Below are 19,503 nucleotides of genomic sequence, written 5' to 3'. Positions count from 1 at the left end.
GGGGAGCGGCTGGTGCGCTGTGCGTCCGGCATGGCTCAGAACCTGACGCCGAAGCGGCCGATCACCTGGCGCGGCGGCGTGATGTAGTCATAGACCGCGCCGACCTCGAAATTGTCGGGGAAGCGGGACGCGACATCGTCTGACCCGGTGATGTTGACGACCTGAAGCTCCAGGTACCAAGGCCCGTCGGCCGGCTCGAAGCGGGCGTTGAAGTTGGCCACGAACAGGTCGCCGACATCGTCGATCAGCGGGTTGTCGAAGACCCGCGCCTTAAAGCCCGAGCGGTAGTTGGCGCCGAGGTAGAGATCGAGCGTGCCGGCGTCGCCCAGTTGCGTCGACTTGTCGATCGCCACCGAGGCGGCGAACCGCGGCGTCCGGGGGAGTTCGTTGCCCTTCACATCGCGGAAGGCGGCGAAGCGCTGGTTGATCCCGTCGCCCAGGAACGGCCCGCCGTTGGCGCGGTCGATCAGGAAGCCGACCTGCGGGTCCAGCAGGCTGAAGTGGCTGGTGACCTTGCTGCGCATCCAGGCCGCCGTGGCGCTGGCCCGGAAGCCCTGCGGCAGGAGCGCGGAGCCTTCCGCCTCGAGGCCATAGATGTAGCTCTTGGGGATGTTCGTCTGGCCGCCGTGGAAGGGCAGCGGGTCTTCCGAGGCTGTCTGGTAGTTGCGGTAGTCGTTGTAGAAGCCCGACACGTTCAGGCGGACACGCCGCTCGGCGAACTCGCTTTTCAGGCCCAGCTCGTAGGCGCGGACCGACTCGTGCCGGAAGCCCGTCGGGACGATCAGCGCGCCGGGGTTCAGGTTGGTGCCGCCGGGCTTCACGCCGGTGGAGAAGCTCGCATAGACAGTGGTCCGCTCGACGGGCTCGTACTCCACGACCGCCTTGCCGGTGACCGTCTCGAACTTGCTGGCCAGGGGCGCCGGCGGCGCAAAGAAGTTGGAGGTGTCGGACGCGTAGTCGTCCGAGCTGTAGCGGAGGCCGCCGGTAAGGCGCACGACCTCGCTGACGTGCCAGGTGGCCTGGCCATAGGCGGCATACGACGTGCGCTCGGCGTCGGCGACGCTCACAAACGCGAGGCCCTGCCCGTACAGCATGCCAATCTGCGCCTGGCTGGGGTTGAAGATCGGCGTCACCGGGATCGGCGTGGGCGACGACTGCTGGGTCTCATAGACCCGCTGGTGCTCGTCCGTGTGCAGGTAGAAGGCGCCTACGATCCAGTCGACGGCGCCCCCAGTGTGCGCCAGGTTGATCTCCTCCGTGTGGCTCTTGGCCTCGCGGAAGTAGATCGGCACCTCGTCCTTCACGCCATAGATGGCCAGGGCGTTGGCGCGGGACATTAGGTCGCCGGAGTTGGGCGTGCTGGCCTTGGCGCTCTGGTAGCTGGACACCAGCTTCAGGGTGGCGAAGTCCAGGTCGTAGGTGATCGTGCTGGCGGCGATCCGGCTGCGGGTCTGCTGCGGCAGGTAGGTGTCGTTGCTGGTGGCCCTGACATCCCCGATCGGGTCGCGGGAGTTGCGGACCGGCAGGCCATTGGCGTCCAGGTCGAAGTACTCGCCCCAGAGGGTGACTGAGAGCCGTTCCGTGGGCGCCCACAGCAAGCTGGCCCTGGCCGAGAGCGCGTCCTGCGATCCCGAGCGGCCCGAGAAGGGCTGGTTGGGCGACTTGATCCAGCCCTTGTGGGCCTCGTGCTGGATGGCCAGGCGGACGGCGGCGGTGTCCGAAAGCGGCGCATTGGCCGCGCCGCGGACCCGCTCGTAGGCATAGCTGCCATAGCTGGCCTCACCGTCGAAGCTTGTGTCGCCCAGGGTCGCGAGCCGGGTGGTGGCGTTCATCGCCCCGCCGTCGGCGTTCTGGCCGTTCACCGTGCCCTGCGGGCCCCGCAGAACCTCCATCTGAGCCAGGTCCAGGAAGGACGAAGTCAGGTTGAGGGGGCTGGCGATGTAGACGCCGTTCTCCACGAACGCGACGCCAGGCTGGGACGAGTTGTTCTGCAGGCCATCATAGCCGATCCCGCGGATCGTCACGTTCAGCGGCCAGGCGCCGGCCGACTGGATGACGAGGCCGGGGACATGTTTGTCGAGGTCAGCGACGGAGCGGACGTCGGCCTTCTGCAGGGCCTCGGCGGACAGCGCTGTGATGGCGATGGGGGTCCGCTGAAGGTTGGTGGCGGTCCGCTGCGCGGTGACCACCACCTCGTCCAGCGCCGCCGCTGGTTGCGCCGCTGCGCCGCTACCCATGGCGGCCAGGGAGAGGCAGCCGGCCGAGCCGAGCAGCTTCGCGAGACGGAGACGTTTCGTAGGTGAGCAGCGCATGAAGACCCCCTGAGACAACCGATCGGACCCGGACGTCATGTCCGGGCTTTGCCGTTGGTGGGTTTCCTCGCCGATGCGCTCCCGCTGACCGCAAGTAGCTTCATGACGAAAGCGTTTCATGAGGTAGGTTGACATGTCAACTCATCTTGTTCACCTCTTGTCGGGCGGGCCGGGAATGCCGGCGCGGAGTGCGGAAGGGGGCAGCATGGATGCGGTGAAGACCAGGTCGTTCGTGGAGCCCTGTCCGGGGACGCCCGGCCGTCGCGAACTGCCCCGACTGGCCATGAACGCCGTGCAGGCGGGCCAGGGTCGGCCGGTGGTGTTCATTCACGGCCTGGGCTGGGACCATTCCCTTTGGGGCGGCGCCATGACCCGCCTCCTGGACCGCTATCTGACGATCGCCGGCGACACCCGCGGCCACGGCGCCAGCGACAAGCCGGAAGGGCCGTATTCCGTCGACCTGTTCGCCGACGACTGGGCCGACCTGATCTCGAGCCTGACGGACGAGAAGGTCCTGATCGTCGGGTTTTCCCTGGGCGGGATGATCGCCCAGACCCTGGCGCTGGAGCACCCCGACCGCGTTGGCGCCCTCGTCCTGGTCAACACCTCATGCCGTTCGCCGGCCCACGGGCAGGCCCACATGAAGGCGCGCATGTCCGCCATGCAGGACAAGGGGCCGCAAGCCGCCGCCATGCTGGCCGCGGAATCCGTGTTCTCGAAGGCTTGGCGGGACGCGCATCCGACCGAACTCGCCGACTTCGTGGACTGGCGCGTGGCGCAGGATCATCGGGCGCTCGGCGAAGCGATGCGGGCGGCGTCCAGCTTCGACGTCTGCGATCGCGTGGGCGCGCTGGGCGTCCCGGTGCTCGTGATTACGGCACTTGGCGACGAACTGATGGCGCCTGCGGATCAGGCCTTGCTGCGAACGCTGATCCCCCACGCCGAATATGCCGAGATCGATCGGTCCGGCCATATGGTCCCGATCGAGCAGGCAGAGGCGTTCGAGCAGGCGCTCGAAGCCTTCCTGGCCCGGCATTGGCCGTCGGCCGGCGAGGCGAACGACGGGGCGGCGGCCGCCCGCGTGGACGGCATTGAGGAGGTTCCGCAATGAGCGGCCAGCAAGACGCATCCGCAGCCACGTTCGACGTGGTGATCCGGGGCGGGCGGGTCATCGATCCGGCGAACCGCCTCGATGGCCGCTTCGATGTCGGGGTGAAGGACGGCGTCATCGCCGCCGTGGCGGCCGACCTTCCGACCGCGCAGGCGGCGCGGGTCATCGACGCTGCCGGCAAGCTGGTCACACCCGGGCTGATCGACACCCACGCCCACGTCTTCCAGCACATCGCTGGGCCGTTCGGCCTGAACCCCGACGAGGTCGGCGTCCAGTCGGGCGTCGCCACCCTGATCGACCAGGGCGGGCCCTCCTGCCTGACGCTGGACGGCTTCCGGAAGTTCATCGTCGAGCCGGCCAAGACCCGGGTCCGGTGCTTCCTGTCGACCTATCTGGCGGGCGGCCTCTACGGCCACATCCACAGCTCGCTGTATGGGCCCGAGCAGATCAATGTCGACGCGACGGTCCGGGCCATCCGGGCCAATCCCGACATCGTGGTCGGGCTCAAGAGCCACGCCGAGCCGGGTCACTACTCCCGCTGGGGCCTGGCGGTGCTGGAGAAATCCAAGGAGATCGCCCGGGAGGCCGGCGTCCCCACCTACGTCCACCTGGGTACGCTCTGGCCCGTCCTCGACGGCCGGACGGTGGATCCCCAGGCGCTGCTGGTCGAGATGATCCCGCTGATGGACGAGGGCGACATCCTCGCCCACCCCTTCACCCGGCACCCCTCCGGCTTCACGGACGAGGCCGGGCAGGTGCACCCGCTGGTCTTCGAGGCCATGGCCCGAGGCGTCATGATCGACGTCGGGCGCGGCAACCACTTCTCGATCAAGGTCGCCCGGCAGGTGCTGGACGCCGGCGTGATGCCGGACACCCTGGGCGCCGACCTCCACGGCTACAACATCAGCCGGGGCGGCGCGCGGCGGGCGGTGGCCGCTTTCGCCACGGCTAATGACGGCAAGCTGCAGACGGGAATGGATCCCACCGCGGTGGGCGGCGACGATCCGGCCTTCAGCCTCTACTACGCGATGAGCGAGATGTTGGCCCTGGGCGTCGACCTTCCGCACCTCGTGGCCATGACCACGTCGAACGCGGCGCGGATGTGCCGGCTTGGCGACACGCTCGGCTCCCTGGCCGTCGGCCGCGCCTCCGATGTGGCGATCCTCGACCTGCAGACCGGCGACTTCACGATGCGGGACGGGTGCGGAGAAACCATGACGTCGACCCAGCGGCTCCGGCCGCACCTCGCCCTGCAGGGCGGGGTGGTGATGGAGCCCGTCTCCGAGCTGCTCCCCGCCTGGGAGCGCCGGGCCGCCTGAGCGGCGGGCCTCAGTTCAGTGTCGATGCTTGGGGGAAGACCATGGTGCAAGTGACCGCGACGAGGCCTACGGCCGACAGGCCGCCGCCCGCGGTGACGGGCGACCTCATCATCGCCACCGATGTCGGAGGCACCTGCACGGACACGGTCATCTTCCAGCCCGATGGCGGCGTCGTGCTGGGCAAGCGGCTGTCGACGCCACCGGACTATGCCGCCGGCGTGCTGGACTCCGTGCGCTCCGCGGCGGAGGCCAAGGGCCTGGACCTGGAAACGCTCTTCGCCCGCACCCGGCTCTTCATCCATGGCTCGACGGTGGTCGACAACACGGTGTTCGAACGGGCCGGCGCGCGCACGGGCCTGGTCACCACCGAGGGTTTTGAGGACACGCTGCTCATCACCAGGGGCGCTTACGGGCGCTGGGGCGGCCTCAGCGAGGACCGCCTCAAGCATCCGGTCCATACCGACCGCGCCCCGCCCCTCGTGCCGGGCGACCGGATCGCCGGCGTGCCTGAGCGCGTGGACTACAAGGGGGCGGTCATCCGGCCGCTGGACGAGGCGGCGACGGAACGCGCGCTGCGCCGACTGATCGACCAAGGCGCCGAGGCCATCGCTGTGTCCTTCCTCTGGTCTTTCAAGGCGCCGGAGCACGAACGCGCCGTCCGCGACATCCTCGCCCGCATCGCGCCCGAAGCTTACTGCACGCTGTCGAGCGACATCGCCCCGGCGCCTGGGGAGTACGAGCGGACCTCGACGGCGGTGATCAACGCCTACGCCGGCCGGGTCGTCCGCGACTACCTGACCGACCTCGAGGGTCGCTTGTCGGCCCATGGCTACGCCGGACCGCTGATGGTGATGCAGGGCTATGGCGGCCTGCTCCCCGCCGCCCAGGCGGCCGACCGAGCGATCGGCATGCTGGAATGCGGTCCCGCGGCGGGGGTGATCGGCAGCCGGGCCCTGGGCGAGGTCCTGGGCCAGCCCAATATCATCGCCGCCGACATGGGCGGGACGACGTTCAAGGTCTCCGTCATCCAGAACGGGACCATCGAGTATGCGCTCGAGCCGATGGTCGACCGGTTCCACTACACCCAGCCCAAGATCGAGGTGGTGTCGATCGGCGCCGGCGGGGGCTCGATCATCAGCCTGGAGGCCGACAGCCTGGCGCCGCGGGTGGGTCCGCGGTCGGCGGGCTCCCGGCCGGGTCCCGCCTGCTATGGCCTGGGCGGCGACGAGCCGACGCTGACCGACGTGTTCATGCTGGTGGGCTATATGGACCCGTCGGTCTTCCTCGGCGGGGCCATGACCCTGGACCCCGAGGCGGCGCGGCAGGTCTTCGCACGCAAAGTCGCCGAGCCCATGGGTCGCTCGGTGGAGGCGGCCGCCATCGGCGTCTACAAGGTCGCCGCGGCCCAGATCACCGATCTGGTGCACGAGATCACCGTGGAGCGCGGCCTCGATCCGCGGGACTTCGTCCTGCACGTCTTCGGCGGCTCGTGCGGCATGCTCGCCGGCGCCTTCGCCACCGAGCTCGGCCTGCGCCGGTTCGTCCTGCCCTACACCGCCTCCGTCAACTGCGCCTTCGGACTGATTTCCGCCGATGTGGCGCACGAGTACATGGCCACCCGGGTCGTCCCCGTCCCGGCCGACCCGGACGAGATCGAGGCGATCTTCGCGCCGATGGCGGCGGAGGGGCGGAGACAGCTGGCGTCGGAGGGGTTCACCCCCGACCGCATGGCCTTCGAGCGGTCCATCGACCTTCGCTATGGCCGCCAGGTGAACGAGCTCCGCACGGTGGTGTCCGGGGACGGCCCGATCGACGCCGGCGCCCTCGAGGCTCTGGCTGGGGACTTCGAGGCGCTCTACGAGCGGCGTTTCGGCAAGGGCTCGGCCTATCGGGAAGCCGGGATCGAGATGACCCGCTTCCGCCTGACCGCCCGCGGCCTGCTGGACCGCGCCGCCGGGCCATCACCGACAGAGGTTGCCGATGGTGAAGCCGCTGTCGCGGCTCCCTCGGGCGTACGCCGCGCCTACAGCGTGCGCGACGACGCCATGATCGACATGCCGCTGTTCGACTTCGAGCACTTGACCGTAGGCGCCGAGGTGCGCGGGCCGGCCATCGTGCACACGCCCATCACGACGCTCGTCCTCCAGGCCGGCCAGGTCGGGCGGCTCGATGGGCGGCGGAACATCATCGTGGACCAGGACTGAGAGGCTCAGAATGGACGCTGTCGATCCGGTGACCTTTTCGATCGTCCGGCACCGCCTGTTCCGGATCGTCGAGGAGGCGGTCATCACGCTGAAGCAGGTCTGTGGCAGCGCGATCACCAACGAGGGCCATGACCTGATGGTCTCGCTCTATCGCGCGGACGGGTCGCTGCTCATGGGCGGCGTCGGCTTCCTGCACCACCTGACCAGTGCATCCGAGGCGTGCAAGGCGATCATCCGGCGCTTCGGGGACGACATTCATCCGGGCGACCTGTTCCTGCTGAACGATCCCTACACGGCCGCCCTCCACACCTCCGACGTCTATCTGATCTCGCCGATCCATTTCGAGGGCCAGCTGGTGGCCTGGAGCGCCTGCTTCGTCCACGTGTTCGACATCGGGGCGATGACACCGGGCGGCTTCGTCCCCCAGGCCCGTGACGTGTTCAACGAAGGCTTCAGCTCGCCGGGCCTGAAGCTGATCGACCGGGGGACGCTCCGGCAGGACGTCTGGGACACCATCCTCAACATGGTGCGGGGGCCGGAGATGGTGGCGCTGGACCTGCGCTCGATGATCGCCTGCAACAACGTCGCCCGCGAGCGGATAACCGCCCTGGTCGGCAAATATGGCGCCGACGCTTTCGACGCCATCTGCGGCACCCTCATCGACCAGTCCGAACGGCGGCTGCGGGCGCGGCTCGCGGCGCTGCCCGATGGGACGTGGCGGGCGCGCCAGTACTTCGACGTGGAGGGGGAGACCTACCGCGTCGTCCTCGCGCTGACCAAGCAGGGCGACAGCCTGACCTTCGATTTCACCGGCTCGTCGCCGCAGTCCGACTATCCCGTCAACTGCACGCAATGGGCCACGCTCGGCGGCCTCTTCGCACCGCTCTTCCCGCTCCTGTGCCACGACATCACCTGGAACGAAGGGGTGATCCGCCCCGTCTCGATGATCGTCCCCGCGGCCAGCATCGTCGCCTGCGAGCGGCCGGCGCCGATCTCGGTGGCGACCGTCGCCGCCATCCAGTCGGTCAACAACGTGGCGGGTTCGGTGATTTCCAAGATGCTCGTCGCCAGCCCGCACGAGCGTGGCGAGGCCAGCGCCGGCTGGCACGGCAACCACTTCGTGATGTTCACCCTGGGCGTCAATCAGCAAGGCAACTACGCCATCGGCGTCCTGACCGAGAGCTTCGCCGGCGCGGGCGGGGCGCGGACCTTTGCCGACGGCGTGGACCTGGGCGGCGAGCTGCCCAATCCGATCTCGCGCATGGCCAATGTGGAGAGCACCGAGGCTGAGGTCCCGGTCCGTTACCTGTTCCGCCGGCGACGGCCGGATTCGGGTGGCCCGGGCCTGTACCGGGGCGGGACGGGCGGCGAGTTCGCCCTCGTGGCCCACGACGCGCCGGCCGGCTCGATCGACTACATCGTGGTCGGCAAGGGCGTCGGCTTCCCGCAGTCCGACGGCCTGTCGGGCGGCCTGCCCGGCGCCGGGAACGACTACCTGCATTTCAGCGTCGGCGAAGCGGAGGCAAACGGCGGCGCGGTCAGCCTTTCGGGCCTGATGGGCGAGCCTTCGCGGGTGCCTTGGGGGACCCATGTCCTGCGCGACGGCGAGGTCCTCTATGTGGGCTGGAACGGCGGCGGCGGCTTCGGCGACCCGCTGCATCGCGCACCGGAGCAGGTGATGGCCGATGTCTCGACCGGCCTGGTGTCCGAGACGGCGGCCCGCCGCTCGTATGGCGTCATCGTCCGCGACGGAGCGGTGGACGCCGAGGCTACCCAGGCGCTGCGGGCGGAACGGCTGACCGGCGCCGCGTCCCCGAGCGCGGCCGCGGCGGGGGTGATCTGGCGACCCTCCGGCGTCTGCTGTGCAGGATGTGACCGTCCGGTGGCGGGCCCTGGAGCGCCCTGGAAGGCCGGCGCGAGGCTCCGCGTCACGGCTGTGTCCGAGCTCCCCGGGGCGCCGTCGTCCCTCGACCCGCGGGTCGTCCTGCGGACGTTCGAATGTCCGTCCTGTGGCCTCTTGCTGGATACGGAGATCGCCTTGCCCGAGGATCCCTTCGTCGACGATGTGGTGACGCCGGTCGATGCGCCGAAGGTGGCGGCATGACGGCCCGTCTTCCAGATGAAGCGCGCAGGCTCCAACGGCAGGCGCTGCTGGTCGGTGCGCTTGGCAACATGGTCAGCCTCACACCCGCGGTCGCCGCGGTGTTCGGCCTGTTCCTAATTCCCTTGAGCGAGACCTTCGGCTGGCCCCGGGCGGCGATCTCCGGGGTCCTCATGCTGATCTCCATCCTGCCGGCCCTGGCCACGCCCTTCGCCGGCCGTCTTGCCGACAGGATCGGGCCGCGTCCTGTTCTCGTGGGCGGCAACCTGGTCTTCAGCCTGGCGCTGGGCTTGCTGGCGCTCACCTCCCAGAGCCTGCTGCAGTTCTATCTCACCTTCGCGCTCGTCGCCCTCAGCAGCGCCTTCGCCAGCACGCCGCTGCTGGCGAAAGTGGTGTCGGATCGCTTCGAGCAGAACCGCGGCGCCGCGCTGGGCTTCACCGCCGGCTTCGGCAACGGCTTCGGCTCGACGATCATCCCGATCATCGCCGCCGCCGTGCTGGTCCACGCGGGTTGGCGCCTGGCCTATGCCGCCGTCGCGGCCGTCGTGCTGGTCGTGGGCCTGCCGACCTTCCTCTGGCTGATGCGGGGCGCTGCCGCCTCGACGGCCGCCGCCGAGCACCAGGGCGAGGGACTGAGCCTTCGCGATGCGAGCCGGAGCTGGGCGTTCTGGCTGCTGGTGGGCGCGCTCGCCGCCGGCGCCGGATCCCTGACCGCCATCTTCAGCCACATGGTGCCCATCCTCGCCGAGCGGGGGATCGGGGTCGGGCTTGCGACACTGGTGCTGAGCGTCTTCGCCATGGGGGCGGCGGCCTGGCAGATGGCCTGCGGCGCGATCCTCGACCGAACGCCCAGTCCGAAGGTGATCGTCCCGATGTATCTCGCGGCGGCCGCGGGCGTGGCGCTGCTGGAGTGGGGAACGGGCACGCCCCTCCTGATCGCCGCGGGCCTGTTGCTCGCCGTGGGCCTGGGCGCCCAGTTCAGCGCCTTGCCCTACCTGCTCGGGCGCTATTTCGGGCTGCGCCATTTCGGGGCGATCATGGGGTCGGCCTATTCCGCGGTCTTCGTGTTCCAGGGACTGGTCCCGGTGCTGCTCGACCATGCGTTCGACCTGCACTGGACCTATAGCGGCGCCCTGGCTGTCCTCAGCGCGTGCCTGGTGGTCGGCGGCCTGCTGCTGCTCTTCCTGCCGCCGTACCGGTACGGCCGGGAGACAGCCCCGAAGATCGCCATCCACGCTTGAGGCTTGCTCCCGCGGGCGGGATTGGCGATGCATCCTCCTTCCGGCCGCGCCCGCGCGGCCGAACGTTGGCACAAAGCGGCACGATGACGTCGTCGACCCTCGATCTCGAGCGCTATATCCCGGCGCTGCTGACCTTCGCCTCCAATCGGCTGTCCCACGGCGCCTCGGAGATCTATCGCCGCCTGTTCGGCGTCGGCATCACCGAGTGGCGGGTGATCTCGATGCTGGCGCGGGAGCCGGACATCTCGGCCGCCCGCATCTGCCAGGTGGTCGGCTTCGACAAGGGGCTGGCCAGCCGGGTGATCAAGAAGCTGTCCGCCGACGGCCTGGTGAACGTGTCGCCGGATTCCATCCCGGGCAACCGCTCGCTCCTGCGCCTGACCGCCGAAGGCGAAGCCCTGCACGACAAGGTGCTGCGGGTGGTCCGGGAACGTGAGCGAATCCTCCATGAGCCGTTCACGGAAGCCGAGATCGAAACCCTGATCAGCCTTCTCCATCGCCTGCATGCGCAGGCCGAGATCGTGAATGCCTACCGACCAGAACCAAATGCGCCAAAGCGCCGTCGTGGAGAGCGGAGCAGGACTGAATGAACGCGTTGCCGTGCATGTCTCATCCAACGTGTCGTCACATCATAAGCGATCGGCGGTCTGGATTTTCGCGCCGACGAAGACCGGCTCCGATCGAGACCCAGAGGTCGTAGATCAGCGCTGCCGAAGGTCAGATTCCTGGCGGTGCGCCGATGTCCGCTTCTCTAATCGGGCATGGGGGTCAAGCTCCTGATCGCTTGATGGCCGGTGGGTCGTTCACGCGGGTCACGCTTCTCTTCGCAGTCGGATGGCCCCTGTCAGCGGAGCCGCTGCACGCATGCATGGGATCAGGGTCTGGAGAGCCTCGCTATTGGTCGCGCTCGGGGCGCAGCAGACATTTTCGGCTTCATCCATCCCGTCGTCCGCGTGGGACGATCCGGCCAAGGATCGTGTGAGGCGCGTTGGTCAGATCATGCCACAGCCTCCGATCCCCGCCGAAAATCGGAGCCGTCGACCCACATCCGATGCAGGACGACCGCGATCTTGCGGGCCACCGCGACGACGGCGCGGCGACGGCCTTTGGTCTTCATCAACCGCACGCCCCAGGCCTTGAGGCTGGACCAGGCGATCGAGCGCATGAGCATGGCGTTGGCGGCGGCGTAGAGGGTGGCGCGGACGTCGGCGTCGCCAGCATGCGAGATGCGGCCGGGGTTGTCCTTCTCGCCAGACTGGAAGCGCCTCGGCGTCAGTCCGAAGTGAGCGCCGACAGTGCGCGAACTCTTGAAACGGGCCGGGTCATCGACGGCGGCCTTGAAGCTGAGCGCGGTGATCTCGCCCACGCCCGGCACGCCCATGAAGCGGCGGCACACTGCGTCCTCGAGGGCCGCCTGTCGTACCCGCCGATCGAGCTGGAGGAAGGTGTCGAAGAGTACCTGTCGCGCCTCCAACATCGGCAGCAGCGCATGGCTGAGGCCCGGATCACCGGTGATGGTGTCGCGCACGGCGTGGTCGAAGGCGCCCCGTGAGAGCCGCAGCGGCAGCTTCACTCCGAAGACCTTCAGCACGCCGCGGATCTCGTTCTCGAGGTCGATGCACCTGCGCTGCATCACCTTGCGGCTGGTGAGCAGGGCCCGCGTGTAGAGACTCGCCTGGCTCTTCACGTGCACCCGGCTGTACCAGCCCGAACGCAGGATCTGGGCGATGCCGCGGGCGTCGTGCTTGTCGGTCTTGTTGCGCATCGCCGACAGCGCCGCGCTGACCTGGCGCGCCTCCATGCAGACCACATCGTAGCCGACCTCAGTTAGGCCGGCCGAGATGTGGTGAGACAGGTTGCCGGCCTCCAAGCCTACCTGGTGGATCGGCTGACCGAAGTCCCGCAGGCAGCGGATCAGGTCCACCAGCTCCGACGACGTCGAGCGCTCCAGCCGAACCTTGCCGGCCTCGTCGATGATGCAGATCGCCACCGTCCGCAGCGACACATCCAGTGCAGCGTAGAACATCTTCGTCTCCCTTCCGCCCCGGCTCCGCCGGGACTTTACTGGGAGCTCACCCCTTGCAGGGCTGCCCGATTACGCATGCTCCTGGCGCCGAGCAGACGCCGCGCGCGCGGAGTTTAACCTCTTGTTAGGGAGTGCGAATCGGCGGTTGCTGCGTGGTGGCCGTCCAGGAGCACACCATGGCCCGCATGAGCCTCACGACGTTCTTGTTCAACGATTGCGTCGATTCCGTCACCCGCACAACGCGCCTGGCCAAGTATGTCGATGAGCCCGGCGGCCGCGACTACCACTGGGCGGCCAAGCACGCGGCAAGCCGGCTTTTCGAGGACGATGTCCCGTACGATCAGGCCGTCGCCGAGGTGATGTCGAACATGACGCGCGCGCACCAGCGCGCGGACAATCAGGACGCGCTCAAGGCGATCTACGCCTGGAAGCAGGAGAATCCCGGGCTCGCGCACGCGCCGCCGGCCGGTGAGGTCTCGGGTCCCCTGGGCGAGCTGACCATCGTGCTGAAGCCTGCCTTCGCCCTGGAGCGGAAGGGAACGATCACGGCCTATGTGCCGTGGATGTTCAAGGACGCGCGGCTGACGTCGAACATCGCGGGCATCGGCGTACACCTGCTCGAACTCGGGCTGCAGACCGGCGCCTACCAGGACTGGCGCTTCGCCTTGTTCGACACCGTGACGAAGAAGGCCTTCACCCGCACGCACAAGAACACGGCCGAAGCGGCGCACTTCCTGATCCGGTCCCAGGAAGAGCAACTCGTCGCCCAGAAAAGCAAGAAGGTGGCCTGAGGCGCTTCTGCCCGGCGGCTGAGTCCAGCTGACTTCGGCCGGAGGGCGGCGGTCCGTCGGAGGCGGAGCGAGGGCGCGTCCGGGCGGTCCCGATGTGGGGCTGTCACCGGGAGCGCCCGCCATGTCCTGCCTTCTGCCCGTCGTCGTGGGCGCCGCCACGACGCCCGAGCTTTCTCAACGGATGTCCGCGTACGGTCCGGAGGGATTGGACGACGCCGAGGCGCTGCAGCTGGCGAGCGGGGCGTCGCCGGAGCAGGTCCGGGCGCTTCTCGACGAGTTCGGCTCGCTGCCGCAGGTGCTGGCCGCTTCGCCCGCGGCGCTGCGCCGGTTCGTGCGGCCGGCGGCGGCGGGTCGCCTGGCGCTGGCGCGCGACCTTGCGCAACGGCTGCTGCGGGCGCCGCTCCGCGAACGGCCCGTGCTCAGCAGCTGGTCGGCGCTGACGGACTATCTCCGGGCCGGCCTCGCCGGCCGGTCGCGCGAGCGGTTCCACGTCCTCTACCTCGACAAGAAGAACCGGCTGATCCGCGACGAGATCGAGGGCGATGGCACGGTGGATCACGCGCCGGTTTATCCGCGGGAGATCCTGCGTCGGGCGCTCGAGCTCGACGCGAGCGCGCTGATCCTGGCCCATAACCATCCGGCCGGGGATCCGACGCCGTCGAGCGCCGACGTCGAGATGACCCGGCAGGTGGTCGAGGCGGCGCGGGCGCTGCGGATCAGCGTGCACGACCACGTCGTGGTCGGCGGCGAGGATGTCGCCAGCTTCCGCGCCCTGGGGCTGCTGTGAGCCGCGGCGGCCTGGCGGCGATCGTGCGGGCGCTGGGCGGCGACCTGTACGCGGGTGGACGCCGCGCCAACGTGCCGGGTCCGGGACACAGCGCCGCCGACCGATCGGCGTCGCTGGTGCTGATCGACGGCCGGGTGATCGCGCACAGCTTCGCAGGCGACGGCTGGCGCGCGGTGCTCGACGACCTCTTCGCACGCGGCCTGGTCGACCGCGACGGCTGGCTCGTGGGCGCCGGCGTCGCGTCCGCCGCGACGGGCCCCACGGCGCGGGAGCGCCGGGTGATCGCCCAGGGTCTCTGGGCGGAGGGCTGTCCGATCATGGGGACCCTGTCGGAGACCCATCTGCGGCGGCGCGCCGTGACCAGCGCTTCGGCGGCGCTCAGGCACCATCCGGGCGTGCCGGCGGCCGTTTACGCGGCGCGGGGGCCTCGGCGCCCCGCGCTGCTGGCGGCGATCACGGCGCCGGCCGGCGAGGTGACCGGGGTGGAGGTGACGTACCTCGCGCCGAATGGCGAGCGGGCCCGCATGGCGCTGCCGCGGAAGACCATCGGCGTGCGGGCGCCGGGCGCAGCCGTTCGGCTGGACCCGCCGGCGCTGCGGATGCTGGTGGGGGAGGGGGTTGCCACCTGCCTGAGCGCGGCGGCCCGCTTCGGCCTGCCGGCCTGGGCGCTGCTGTCGACCGGCAATCTGCGCGCCTGGCGGCCGCCGCCGGGGGTCGAGTTCGTGGTGATCGCCGCCGACCGCGGCCGCGATGGGGAGCGCTCGGCGCGGATCCTGGGGACGGCGTTGCGGGCGGTGGGCGTGCACGGGGCGATCCGCTGGCCCCCGGCGCCGTTCGGGGACTGGAACGAGGCGTGGGTGGCGATCCAGGAGGGGAAGTGAGGCCCGGGCGGGCGGGCGCGGCGGACGGATGGTCCGGGCCGCCGGCCCGGAGCGCCTACCATGACTTCGACAACGACTCCCGACACCGGCCTAGTCCTGATCCCCGACGACCTGCGCCCGACCCTGATCGCCAACGGCTTGCGTGACGGCGACCACGTCCCGGTCCTGAAGCTGTTCAATCCGGTGGGGCCCGGGACCTGGCTGATCACCGAGCTCGGCGACGACGGCGACACCCTGTTCGGGCTCTGCGACCTCGACATGGGCTTCCCGGAGCTGGGCTCCGTCAGCCTGTCTGAGATCACCTCGGTGAAGCTGCCGCTGGGCCTGACGATCGAGCGCGACGTCAGCTTCCAGGGCCTCGTGCCGATCTCGCGGTGGATGGAGATCGCCCGGCAGACCGGCTCGATCCGCGCCGCCGAAGCGGTGGTGCGCGCGCTGCCCGCGATCAACGGGACCGCCACATCCTGACATCGAATTCGCCGGGCGCGTCCCGGTGATCCGCGGTCCGGCGCCGCCGGCCGCGACGCGCCATCCCGGCGCAAGAGCCCTCGCCGTTGTCCCGCCGAAGGCGTGGGTGGCGAGGGCCGACTCACACCCCTGACCCCCAGGAGTCCGACCATGAGACTGGCCTTTGCCGATCCCCGCGCCCTGCGCCTTTCGCCGCTCAATATGCACCATGGGCGTCCCGACCCGGACGTCTCCGACATCCTGCCCTCGGTGCGCCGGCGCGGCGTGCTGCTTGCCCTCCTGGTCCTGGAGACCATGGCCGACGGCGTGGTGGTCCCCGACCACTTCGATGTGGTCGCCGGCCGGCGGCGCTGGACGGCGGCGCTCGCGGCCCTCGGCGAGGGCGTCGAGCTCGACCCGGTGCCGGTCGCCATCCTCGAGCCCGGCGACGACGCCGCGGCGATCGAGGCCTCGCTGATCGAGAACCTCAATCGCCTGCCGCCGGATGAGGTGGCGTGCTGGGAGACCTTCGCGCGCCTAACCAAGGCCGGCCGCACCGTCGAGGCGATCGCCGCCACCTTCGGGATGTCCGAGGCGGTGGTGAAGCGGACCCTGGCGCTGGGGGCGCTGCTGCCGCGGATCCGCGCCCTCTATCGCCGGGAGGCGATCGACGTGGCGACGGTGCGGTGCCTGACGCTGGCCAGCAAGGCGCAGCAGGAGGCGTGGCTGGCGCTGTTCGACGATCCGGAGCAGCGGGCGCCGACCGGCGCCCAGCTCAAGGCGCCGATCCGGACCCCTTCTGGACGCATCAGAACGCCGCCATCGCCGCCCGCGTCGAGGCGCTGCAGGCGGTGGGGTGGAGCGAGGTGGTTGTGCTGGACGTGGGCGACCGCTTCGCCACCTGGACGCACGAGCAGGTCGGCAAGCGGGCGGGCGGCAAGGCGTTCATCGAGGTGAGCGGACGAGGCGAGGTCACCGTGCACGAGGGCTGGCTCACGACCAAGGAGGCCCGCAAGGTCCGGGCCGCCGCCGAGAAGGCGGCGCGGGGCGAGGCCGGGGCGCCCCCGCCGGCCGTGGTGCGGGCGGAGGTGACCAACGCCCAGGAGACCTACATCGACCTGCACAGGCTGGCGGCCGTGCGGGTCGCCCTCACTGAGGCGCCGGGAGTGGCGCTCCGTCTGCTGGTGGCGCACGCGCTGGTCGGGTCCACGCACTGGCGGGTCGAGGCGGACGGGCGGCAGGGCGACGCCGCGCTCTCGGCCAGCCTCGCCGCCAACACCGCTACGGGCGCCTTCGCCGAGCGCCGGCAGGTCGTGGTGCGGAGCCTGGGTCTCGATCCGGACCGGCGCGGTCTCGTGGGGCAGCGCCCCGAGGGCGGCGTCAGCGGCGCTTTCGCACGGCTGCTGGCGATGCCGGACGACGAGGTGCTGGGCGTCGCGGCGATCGTGATGGCCGAGACCCTGGCGGCCGGCAGCCCCGAGGTGGAGGCCGCTGGCGCCTGGCTCAAGGTCGAGATCGGCCGCTTCTGGTCTCCGGACGAGGCCTTCTTCGACCTGATCCGTGACCGTGAAGCGGTCAACGCCATGCTGCGGGAGGTGGGCGGCAAGAGGGTGGCGGACGGTAACCTCACCGAGCGGGTGAAGACCCAGAAGGCGATCATCCGCGACCACCTGGAGGGCGCCAACGACCGGACGAAGGTGGAGGCGTGGACGCCGCGATGGATGGCGTTCCCGCCCACCGCCTACACCAAGCGGCCGTTCGCGGCGGCGGCGCGGGCCAGGTCGGTGGCGCAGTTGCTGCGGCGGGTGCGGCCGCCCGCCGAGCCTGCGGCGATCGCCGCCGAATAGCCGCGGCCAGGATGGCGAGGCCCCTGCGCTGGCGCGGGGGCTTTGTCGTGCTGCCGTGCGGGAGGCGGAGGCAGGGCCGCGACAGGCGAGCCGGCCCGTGGTGGGCCGGCGCTGGAGCCTCGCCATGACCGCTTCTGCCTACGCCGCCCGATCGCCCGGGGCCTGGACCGACGACGCCGTCGAGACCCTGACCCGGCTGTGGCGTCAGGGCGACCTCAGCGCCGCGATGATCGCCCGCCGGCTCGGCGTCACCCGCAACGCCGTCCTCGGCAAGATCCATCGGCTGGGATTGTCGCAGCCCCGGCGTCCGCGACCGGCCGCGATCGCGCCGCCACCCCGGCCGGCGAAGCCCAGGCCGGTCGCGTCGGCTCGCCGGGCGCCCGTGTCGGCGCCGGTTCGGGTGTCACCGCAGCCGACCGCCGAGATCGGTCGGGGTTTGGTCGCGCGGCTGGAAGACCTGCCGACACGGGCCTGCCACTGGCCGCTCGGCGATCCGCAGGCGGCAGACTTCACGTTCTGCGGCCGGCGGGCCGAGACGGGGCCGTACTGCCCCGCGCACTCGAGCATGGCCTACCGCGCTCGGGGCGTCGATGTGGCGGAGCTGGCGCGGCTGTTGCGGCGCTGAGCGGCGCTCTTAGGGCCGGCCGAAGCGGAGGGTCGCGACGGAGCGCCACCGCGGCCCGCCGCCGGCAAGGGTGCGCTGGCGCCGCCTGACGGCGCCCTGGCCTGCGCCGGCTCCGCGGCGGCCGGAGGTCGCGAGCTTCGGCTCGTGACCCTTTGAGGAGCCCCCCATGCGCACCGCACCTTCCTTCTTCAACACCGCCGACCTCGACGGCTTCGACGCCCGGACTGCCGCCCTGCAGGATCCCAGGCCACATCCCACCGAGCCGCAGCTCGTCCAGCTCGGCCGCAGCCTGATGACCGAGGTCCTGGACGTGGTCCTGGCGGGCGCGCTCGAGGATCACGCGTCCACGATCTGCGAGACCCTGATCGGCGGACTGCACGCCGGCGTGCAGCGGCTGGAGCGCTACGCGGACCGCGAGCGCGAGGCGCTGGCCAACCTGTTGCACGACTTCGACGGCTCGGAAGTGGCCGATGTCGACCTGCAAGAGGCCAAGGCGCGGGCCGACGCGCTGGACGTGGCCGCAACCGCGCTGGAGTTCGTGCGCGACGCGGCGGCCGAGACCTACGCCTCGGCGACCGGCGATGTCTGGAGCCCGTGGCGCGGGAGCGTGCGGGGCGGATCCACGAGCGCCGCGCAGATCGATGCGCAGTCGGCGCTGCGGTCACGGGAGGCGCGGCGGCGTTCGCAGACCGATCCGGGCGACGCCGTGGTGGCGTTCCGGGCCTCGCCGCGGAGCGACGCGCCGGAGGACGCACGGCGCATCTTCGACGCCCTCAACTGGGCCCGGGCCGAGTGGCCCGAAATGACCCTGGCGCTGACCGACGCCAAGGGCGGCGAACGGCTGGCCAAGCGCTGGGCGCAGCAGAAGGGCGTGCGCCTCGTGCTCGCCAAGCCGGACTTCGCGCGCTTCGGGCGGGCCGCGCCGTTCCGCGCCAACGACCAGATGCTGGCGCTGCGGCCCGTCTGCGTCCTGGTGCTGCCCGAGAGCCTGGGCCGGGCGGCCGAGGCTGGCGCGCCGCCGTTCGGACCGGCCATGAACCTCGCCGACGAGGCGCGGCGGCGCGGGCTGCGGTGCGTCCGGATCGCGGAGCGGACCTGAGCTCGGCTGGCCCCGCCGGTGGCGCCTGGCGCGGCCGGCGGGGGCTTCGTCATGCTGCGGCCGACGCCGGGTGATCGCCGCGCTGATTCGCTGGAGGGCCGGCGGGCCAGGGCGAAGACGGCGCCTCGGCGGGCCCACGCGGCCGCGCGACGCTCAGCGCGCCGCCGGGAGCGTCCCGAGGAACCCCACCAGCGCCGACTGCTGCGCGCGCGGCAGCCGGCCGTAGGTCTTCAGCAGCTCCAGCGCCCCGGGTGCGCCAAGCAGGTCGGCGAGTTCGTCGGTGAGGCCGCTCGCGGCGGCGTCGGTCCCGAAGAGCTCGGACACGGGGACCTGCAGGAACGCGGCGATCTCGGCCAGCTTCGAGGCGCTGACTCGATTGGCGCCGCGCTCGTACTTCTGGATCTGTTGGAAGGTGAGGCCGACCGCCTCGGCGAGCGCCTGCTGGCTGACGCCGCGCGCCTTGCGGGTCAGGCGAATGCGGGCGCCGACGGCCATGTCGACGGGGTGGCGTTGGGTTTCGGGCTTCAGGGGCATGGTCTCATATCAAATTGTGCGCACGGCGCACGCAAGGGTCTGGCCAGCGGCTGGCCTGCCCCCAGGGGGTGATCCAAGCTCAATGTTAGTGCACGGCGGGCTCTGACGCCATGTTTGGGGTGGGCGAGCGCGCGCCCTCAACAGCTGGCGCGCTCGCCCATGGCACGATGCCGCCGCT

Annotated in this window: 17 protein-coding genes; 14 read left to right on the top strand and 3 right to left on the bottom strand. The window is 70.6% G+C overall.

Translation table 11 applies throughout. The features are described 5' to 3' along the window. Positions 1 to 35 precede the first annotated feature (35 nt). A complete protein-coding gene (locus tag ACO2Q0_RS21025; RefSeq protein ID WP_423353480.1) occupies positions 36 to 2,312 on the bottom strand; it encodes a TonB-dependent receptor in 2,277 nt (758 codons plus the stop codon). A gap of 205 nt (positions 2,313 to 2,517) precedes the next feature. Here ACO2Q0_RS21025 and ACO2Q0_RS21020 point away from each other — a divergent pair, with 205 nt between their 5' ends. The 6 genes from ACO2Q0_RS21020 to ACO2Q0_RS20995 all read left to right on the top strand — a co-directional run bounded on the left by ACO2Q0_RS21020 (position 2,518) and on the right by ACO2Q0_RS20995 (position 10,878). Continuing rightward, positions 2,518 to 3,423, top strand: a complete 906-nt coding sequence (locus tag ACO2Q0_RS21020; protein WP_423353479.1) for an alpha/beta fold hydrolase — start codon at positions 2,518 to 2,520, stop codon at positions 3,421 to 3,423. After that, positions 3,420 to 4,742, top strand: coding sequence for an amidohydrolase/deacetylase family metallohydrolase (locus tag ACO2Q0_RS21015; RefSeq protein ID WP_423353478.1), 1,323 nt, complete (start codon positions 3,420 to 3,422; stop codon positions 4,740 to 4,742). Before ACO2Q0_RS21020 ends, ACO2Q0_RS21015 begins: the two co-directional genes overlap by 4 nt. A gap of 41 nt (positions 4,743 to 4,783) precedes the next feature. Continuing rightward, on the top strand, positions 4,784 to 6,946 hold the full coding sequence (locus ACO2Q0_RS21010) for a hydantoinase/oxoprolinase family protein (RefSeq protein WP_423353477.1): 2,163 nt from the start codon (positions 4,784 to 4,786) through the stop codon (positions 6,944 to 6,946). Between the two features lie 10 nt (positions 6,947 to 6,956). Next, positions 6,957 to 9,050, top strand: a complete 2,094-nt coding sequence (locus ACO2Q0_RS21005) for a hydantoinase B/oxoprolinase family protein (protein ID WP_423353476.1) — start codon at positions 6,957 to 6,959, stop codon at positions 9,048 to 9,050. After that, positions 9,047 to 10,288, top strand: coding sequence for an MFS transporter (locus ACO2Q0_RS21000; protein WP_423353475.1), 1,242 nt, complete (start codon positions 9,047 to 9,049; stop codon positions 10,286 to 10,288). Before ACO2Q0_RS21005 ends, ACO2Q0_RS21000 begins: the two co-directional genes overlap by 4 nt. A gap of 83 nt (positions 10,289 to 10,371) precedes the next feature. Next, a complete protein-coding gene (locus ACO2Q0_RS20995) occupies positions 10,372 to 10,878 on the top strand; it encodes a MarR family winged helix-turn-helix transcriptional regulator (RefSeq protein ID WP_423353474.1) in 507 nt (168 codons plus the stop codon). Between the two features lie 407 nt (positions 10,879 to 11,285). Here the strand turns inward: ACO2Q0_RS20995 and ACO2Q0_RS20990 are convergent, their stop codons facing one another. Next, a complete protein-coding gene (locus tag ACO2Q0_RS20990) occupies positions 11,286 to 12,314 on the bottom strand; it encodes an IS110 family transposase (RefSeq protein ID WP_423353473.1) in 1,029 nt (342 codons plus the stop codon). Between the two features lie 176 nt (positions 12,315 to 12,490). Here ACO2Q0_RS20990 and ACO2Q0_RS20985 point away from each other — a divergent pair, with 176 nt between their 5' ends. From ACO2Q0_RS20985 to ACO2Q0_RS20950, 8 genes are all read left to right on the top strand, one after another. Then, entirely contained in the window at positions 12,491 to 13,105 is a 615-nt protein-coding gene (locus tag ACO2Q0_RS20985) for a hypothetical protein (RefSeq protein ID WP_423353472.1), read from the top strand. A 121-nt stretch (positions 13,106 to 13,226) separates the two neighbouring features. Then, positions 13,227 to 13,892, top strand: a complete 666-nt coding sequence (locus tag ACO2Q0_RS20980) for a JAB domain-containing protein (protein ID WP_423353471.1) — start codon at positions 13,227 to 13,229, stop codon at positions 13,890 to 13,892. Further along, positions 13,889 to 14,773 carry a DUF7146 domain-containing protein gene (locus tag ACO2Q0_RS20975; RefSeq protein WP_423353470.1) on the top strand — a complete coding sequence of 295 codons (885 nt, stop codon included), beginning with the start codon at positions 13,889 to 13,891 and terminating at the stop codon, positions 14,771 to 14,773. Before ACO2Q0_RS20980 ends, ACO2Q0_RS20975 begins: the two co-directional genes overlap by 4 nt. A 60-nt stretch (positions 14,774 to 14,833) precedes the next feature. Continuing rightward, positions 14,834 to 15,241, top strand: a complete 408-nt coding sequence (locus ACO2Q0_RS20970) for a DUF2958 domain-containing protein (RefSeq protein ID WP_423353469.1) — start codon at positions 14,834 to 14,836, stop codon at positions 15,239 to 15,241. Positions 15,242 to 15,391: 150 nt separating this feature from the next. Further along, on the top strand, positions 15,392 to 16,177 hold the full coding sequence (locus ACO2Q0_RS20965) for a ParB/RepB/Spo0J family partition protein (RefSeq protein WP_423353468.1): 786 nt from the start codon (positions 15,392 to 15,394) through the stop codon (positions 16,175 to 16,177). After that, entirely contained in the window at positions 16,072 to 17,067 is a 996-nt protein-coding gene (locus ACO2Q0_RS20960; RefSeq protein WP_423353467.1) for a hypothetical protein, read from the top strand. Before ACO2Q0_RS20965 ends, ACO2Q0_RS20960 begins: the two co-directional genes overlap by 106 nt. Before the next feature lie 124 nt (positions 17,068 to 17,191). Then, positions 17,192 to 17,692 carry a GcrA family cell cycle regulator gene (locus ACO2Q0_RS20955; RefSeq protein WP_423353466.1) on the top strand — a complete coding sequence of 167 codons (501 nt, stop codon included), beginning with the start codon at positions 17,192 to 17,194 and terminating at the stop codon, positions 17,690 to 17,692. A 166-nt stretch (positions 17,693 to 17,858) separates the two neighbouring features. Then, positions 17,859 to 18,791, top strand: coding sequence for a DUF2493 domain-containing protein (locus ACO2Q0_RS20950; protein ID WP_423353465.1), 933 nt, complete (start codon positions 17,859 to 17,861; stop codon positions 18,789 to 18,791). Between the two features lie 153 nt (positions 18,792 to 18,944). Here the strand turns inward: ACO2Q0_RS20950 and ACO2Q0_RS20945 are convergent, their stop codons facing one another. Further along, positions 18,945 to 19,325 carry a helix-turn-helix domain-containing protein gene (locus tag ACO2Q0_RS20945; RefSeq protein WP_423353464.1) on the bottom strand — a complete coding sequence of 127 codons (381 nt, stop codon included), beginning with the start codon at positions 19,323 to 19,325 and terminating at the stop codon, positions 18,945 to 18,947. Between the last annotated feature and the right edge of the window lie 178 nt (positions 19,326 to 19,503).

Origin of the sequence: Phenylobacterium sp. VNQ135, assembly GCF_049445735.1 — a bacterium.
Classification (GTDB): domain Bacteria; phylum Pseudomonadota; class Alphaproteobacteria; order Caulobacterales; family Caulobacteraceae; genus Phenylobacterium.
The sequence above is the reverse complement of the archived record's forward strand: the minus strand, read 5'-3'. Positions and strand labels throughout refer to the sequence as shown.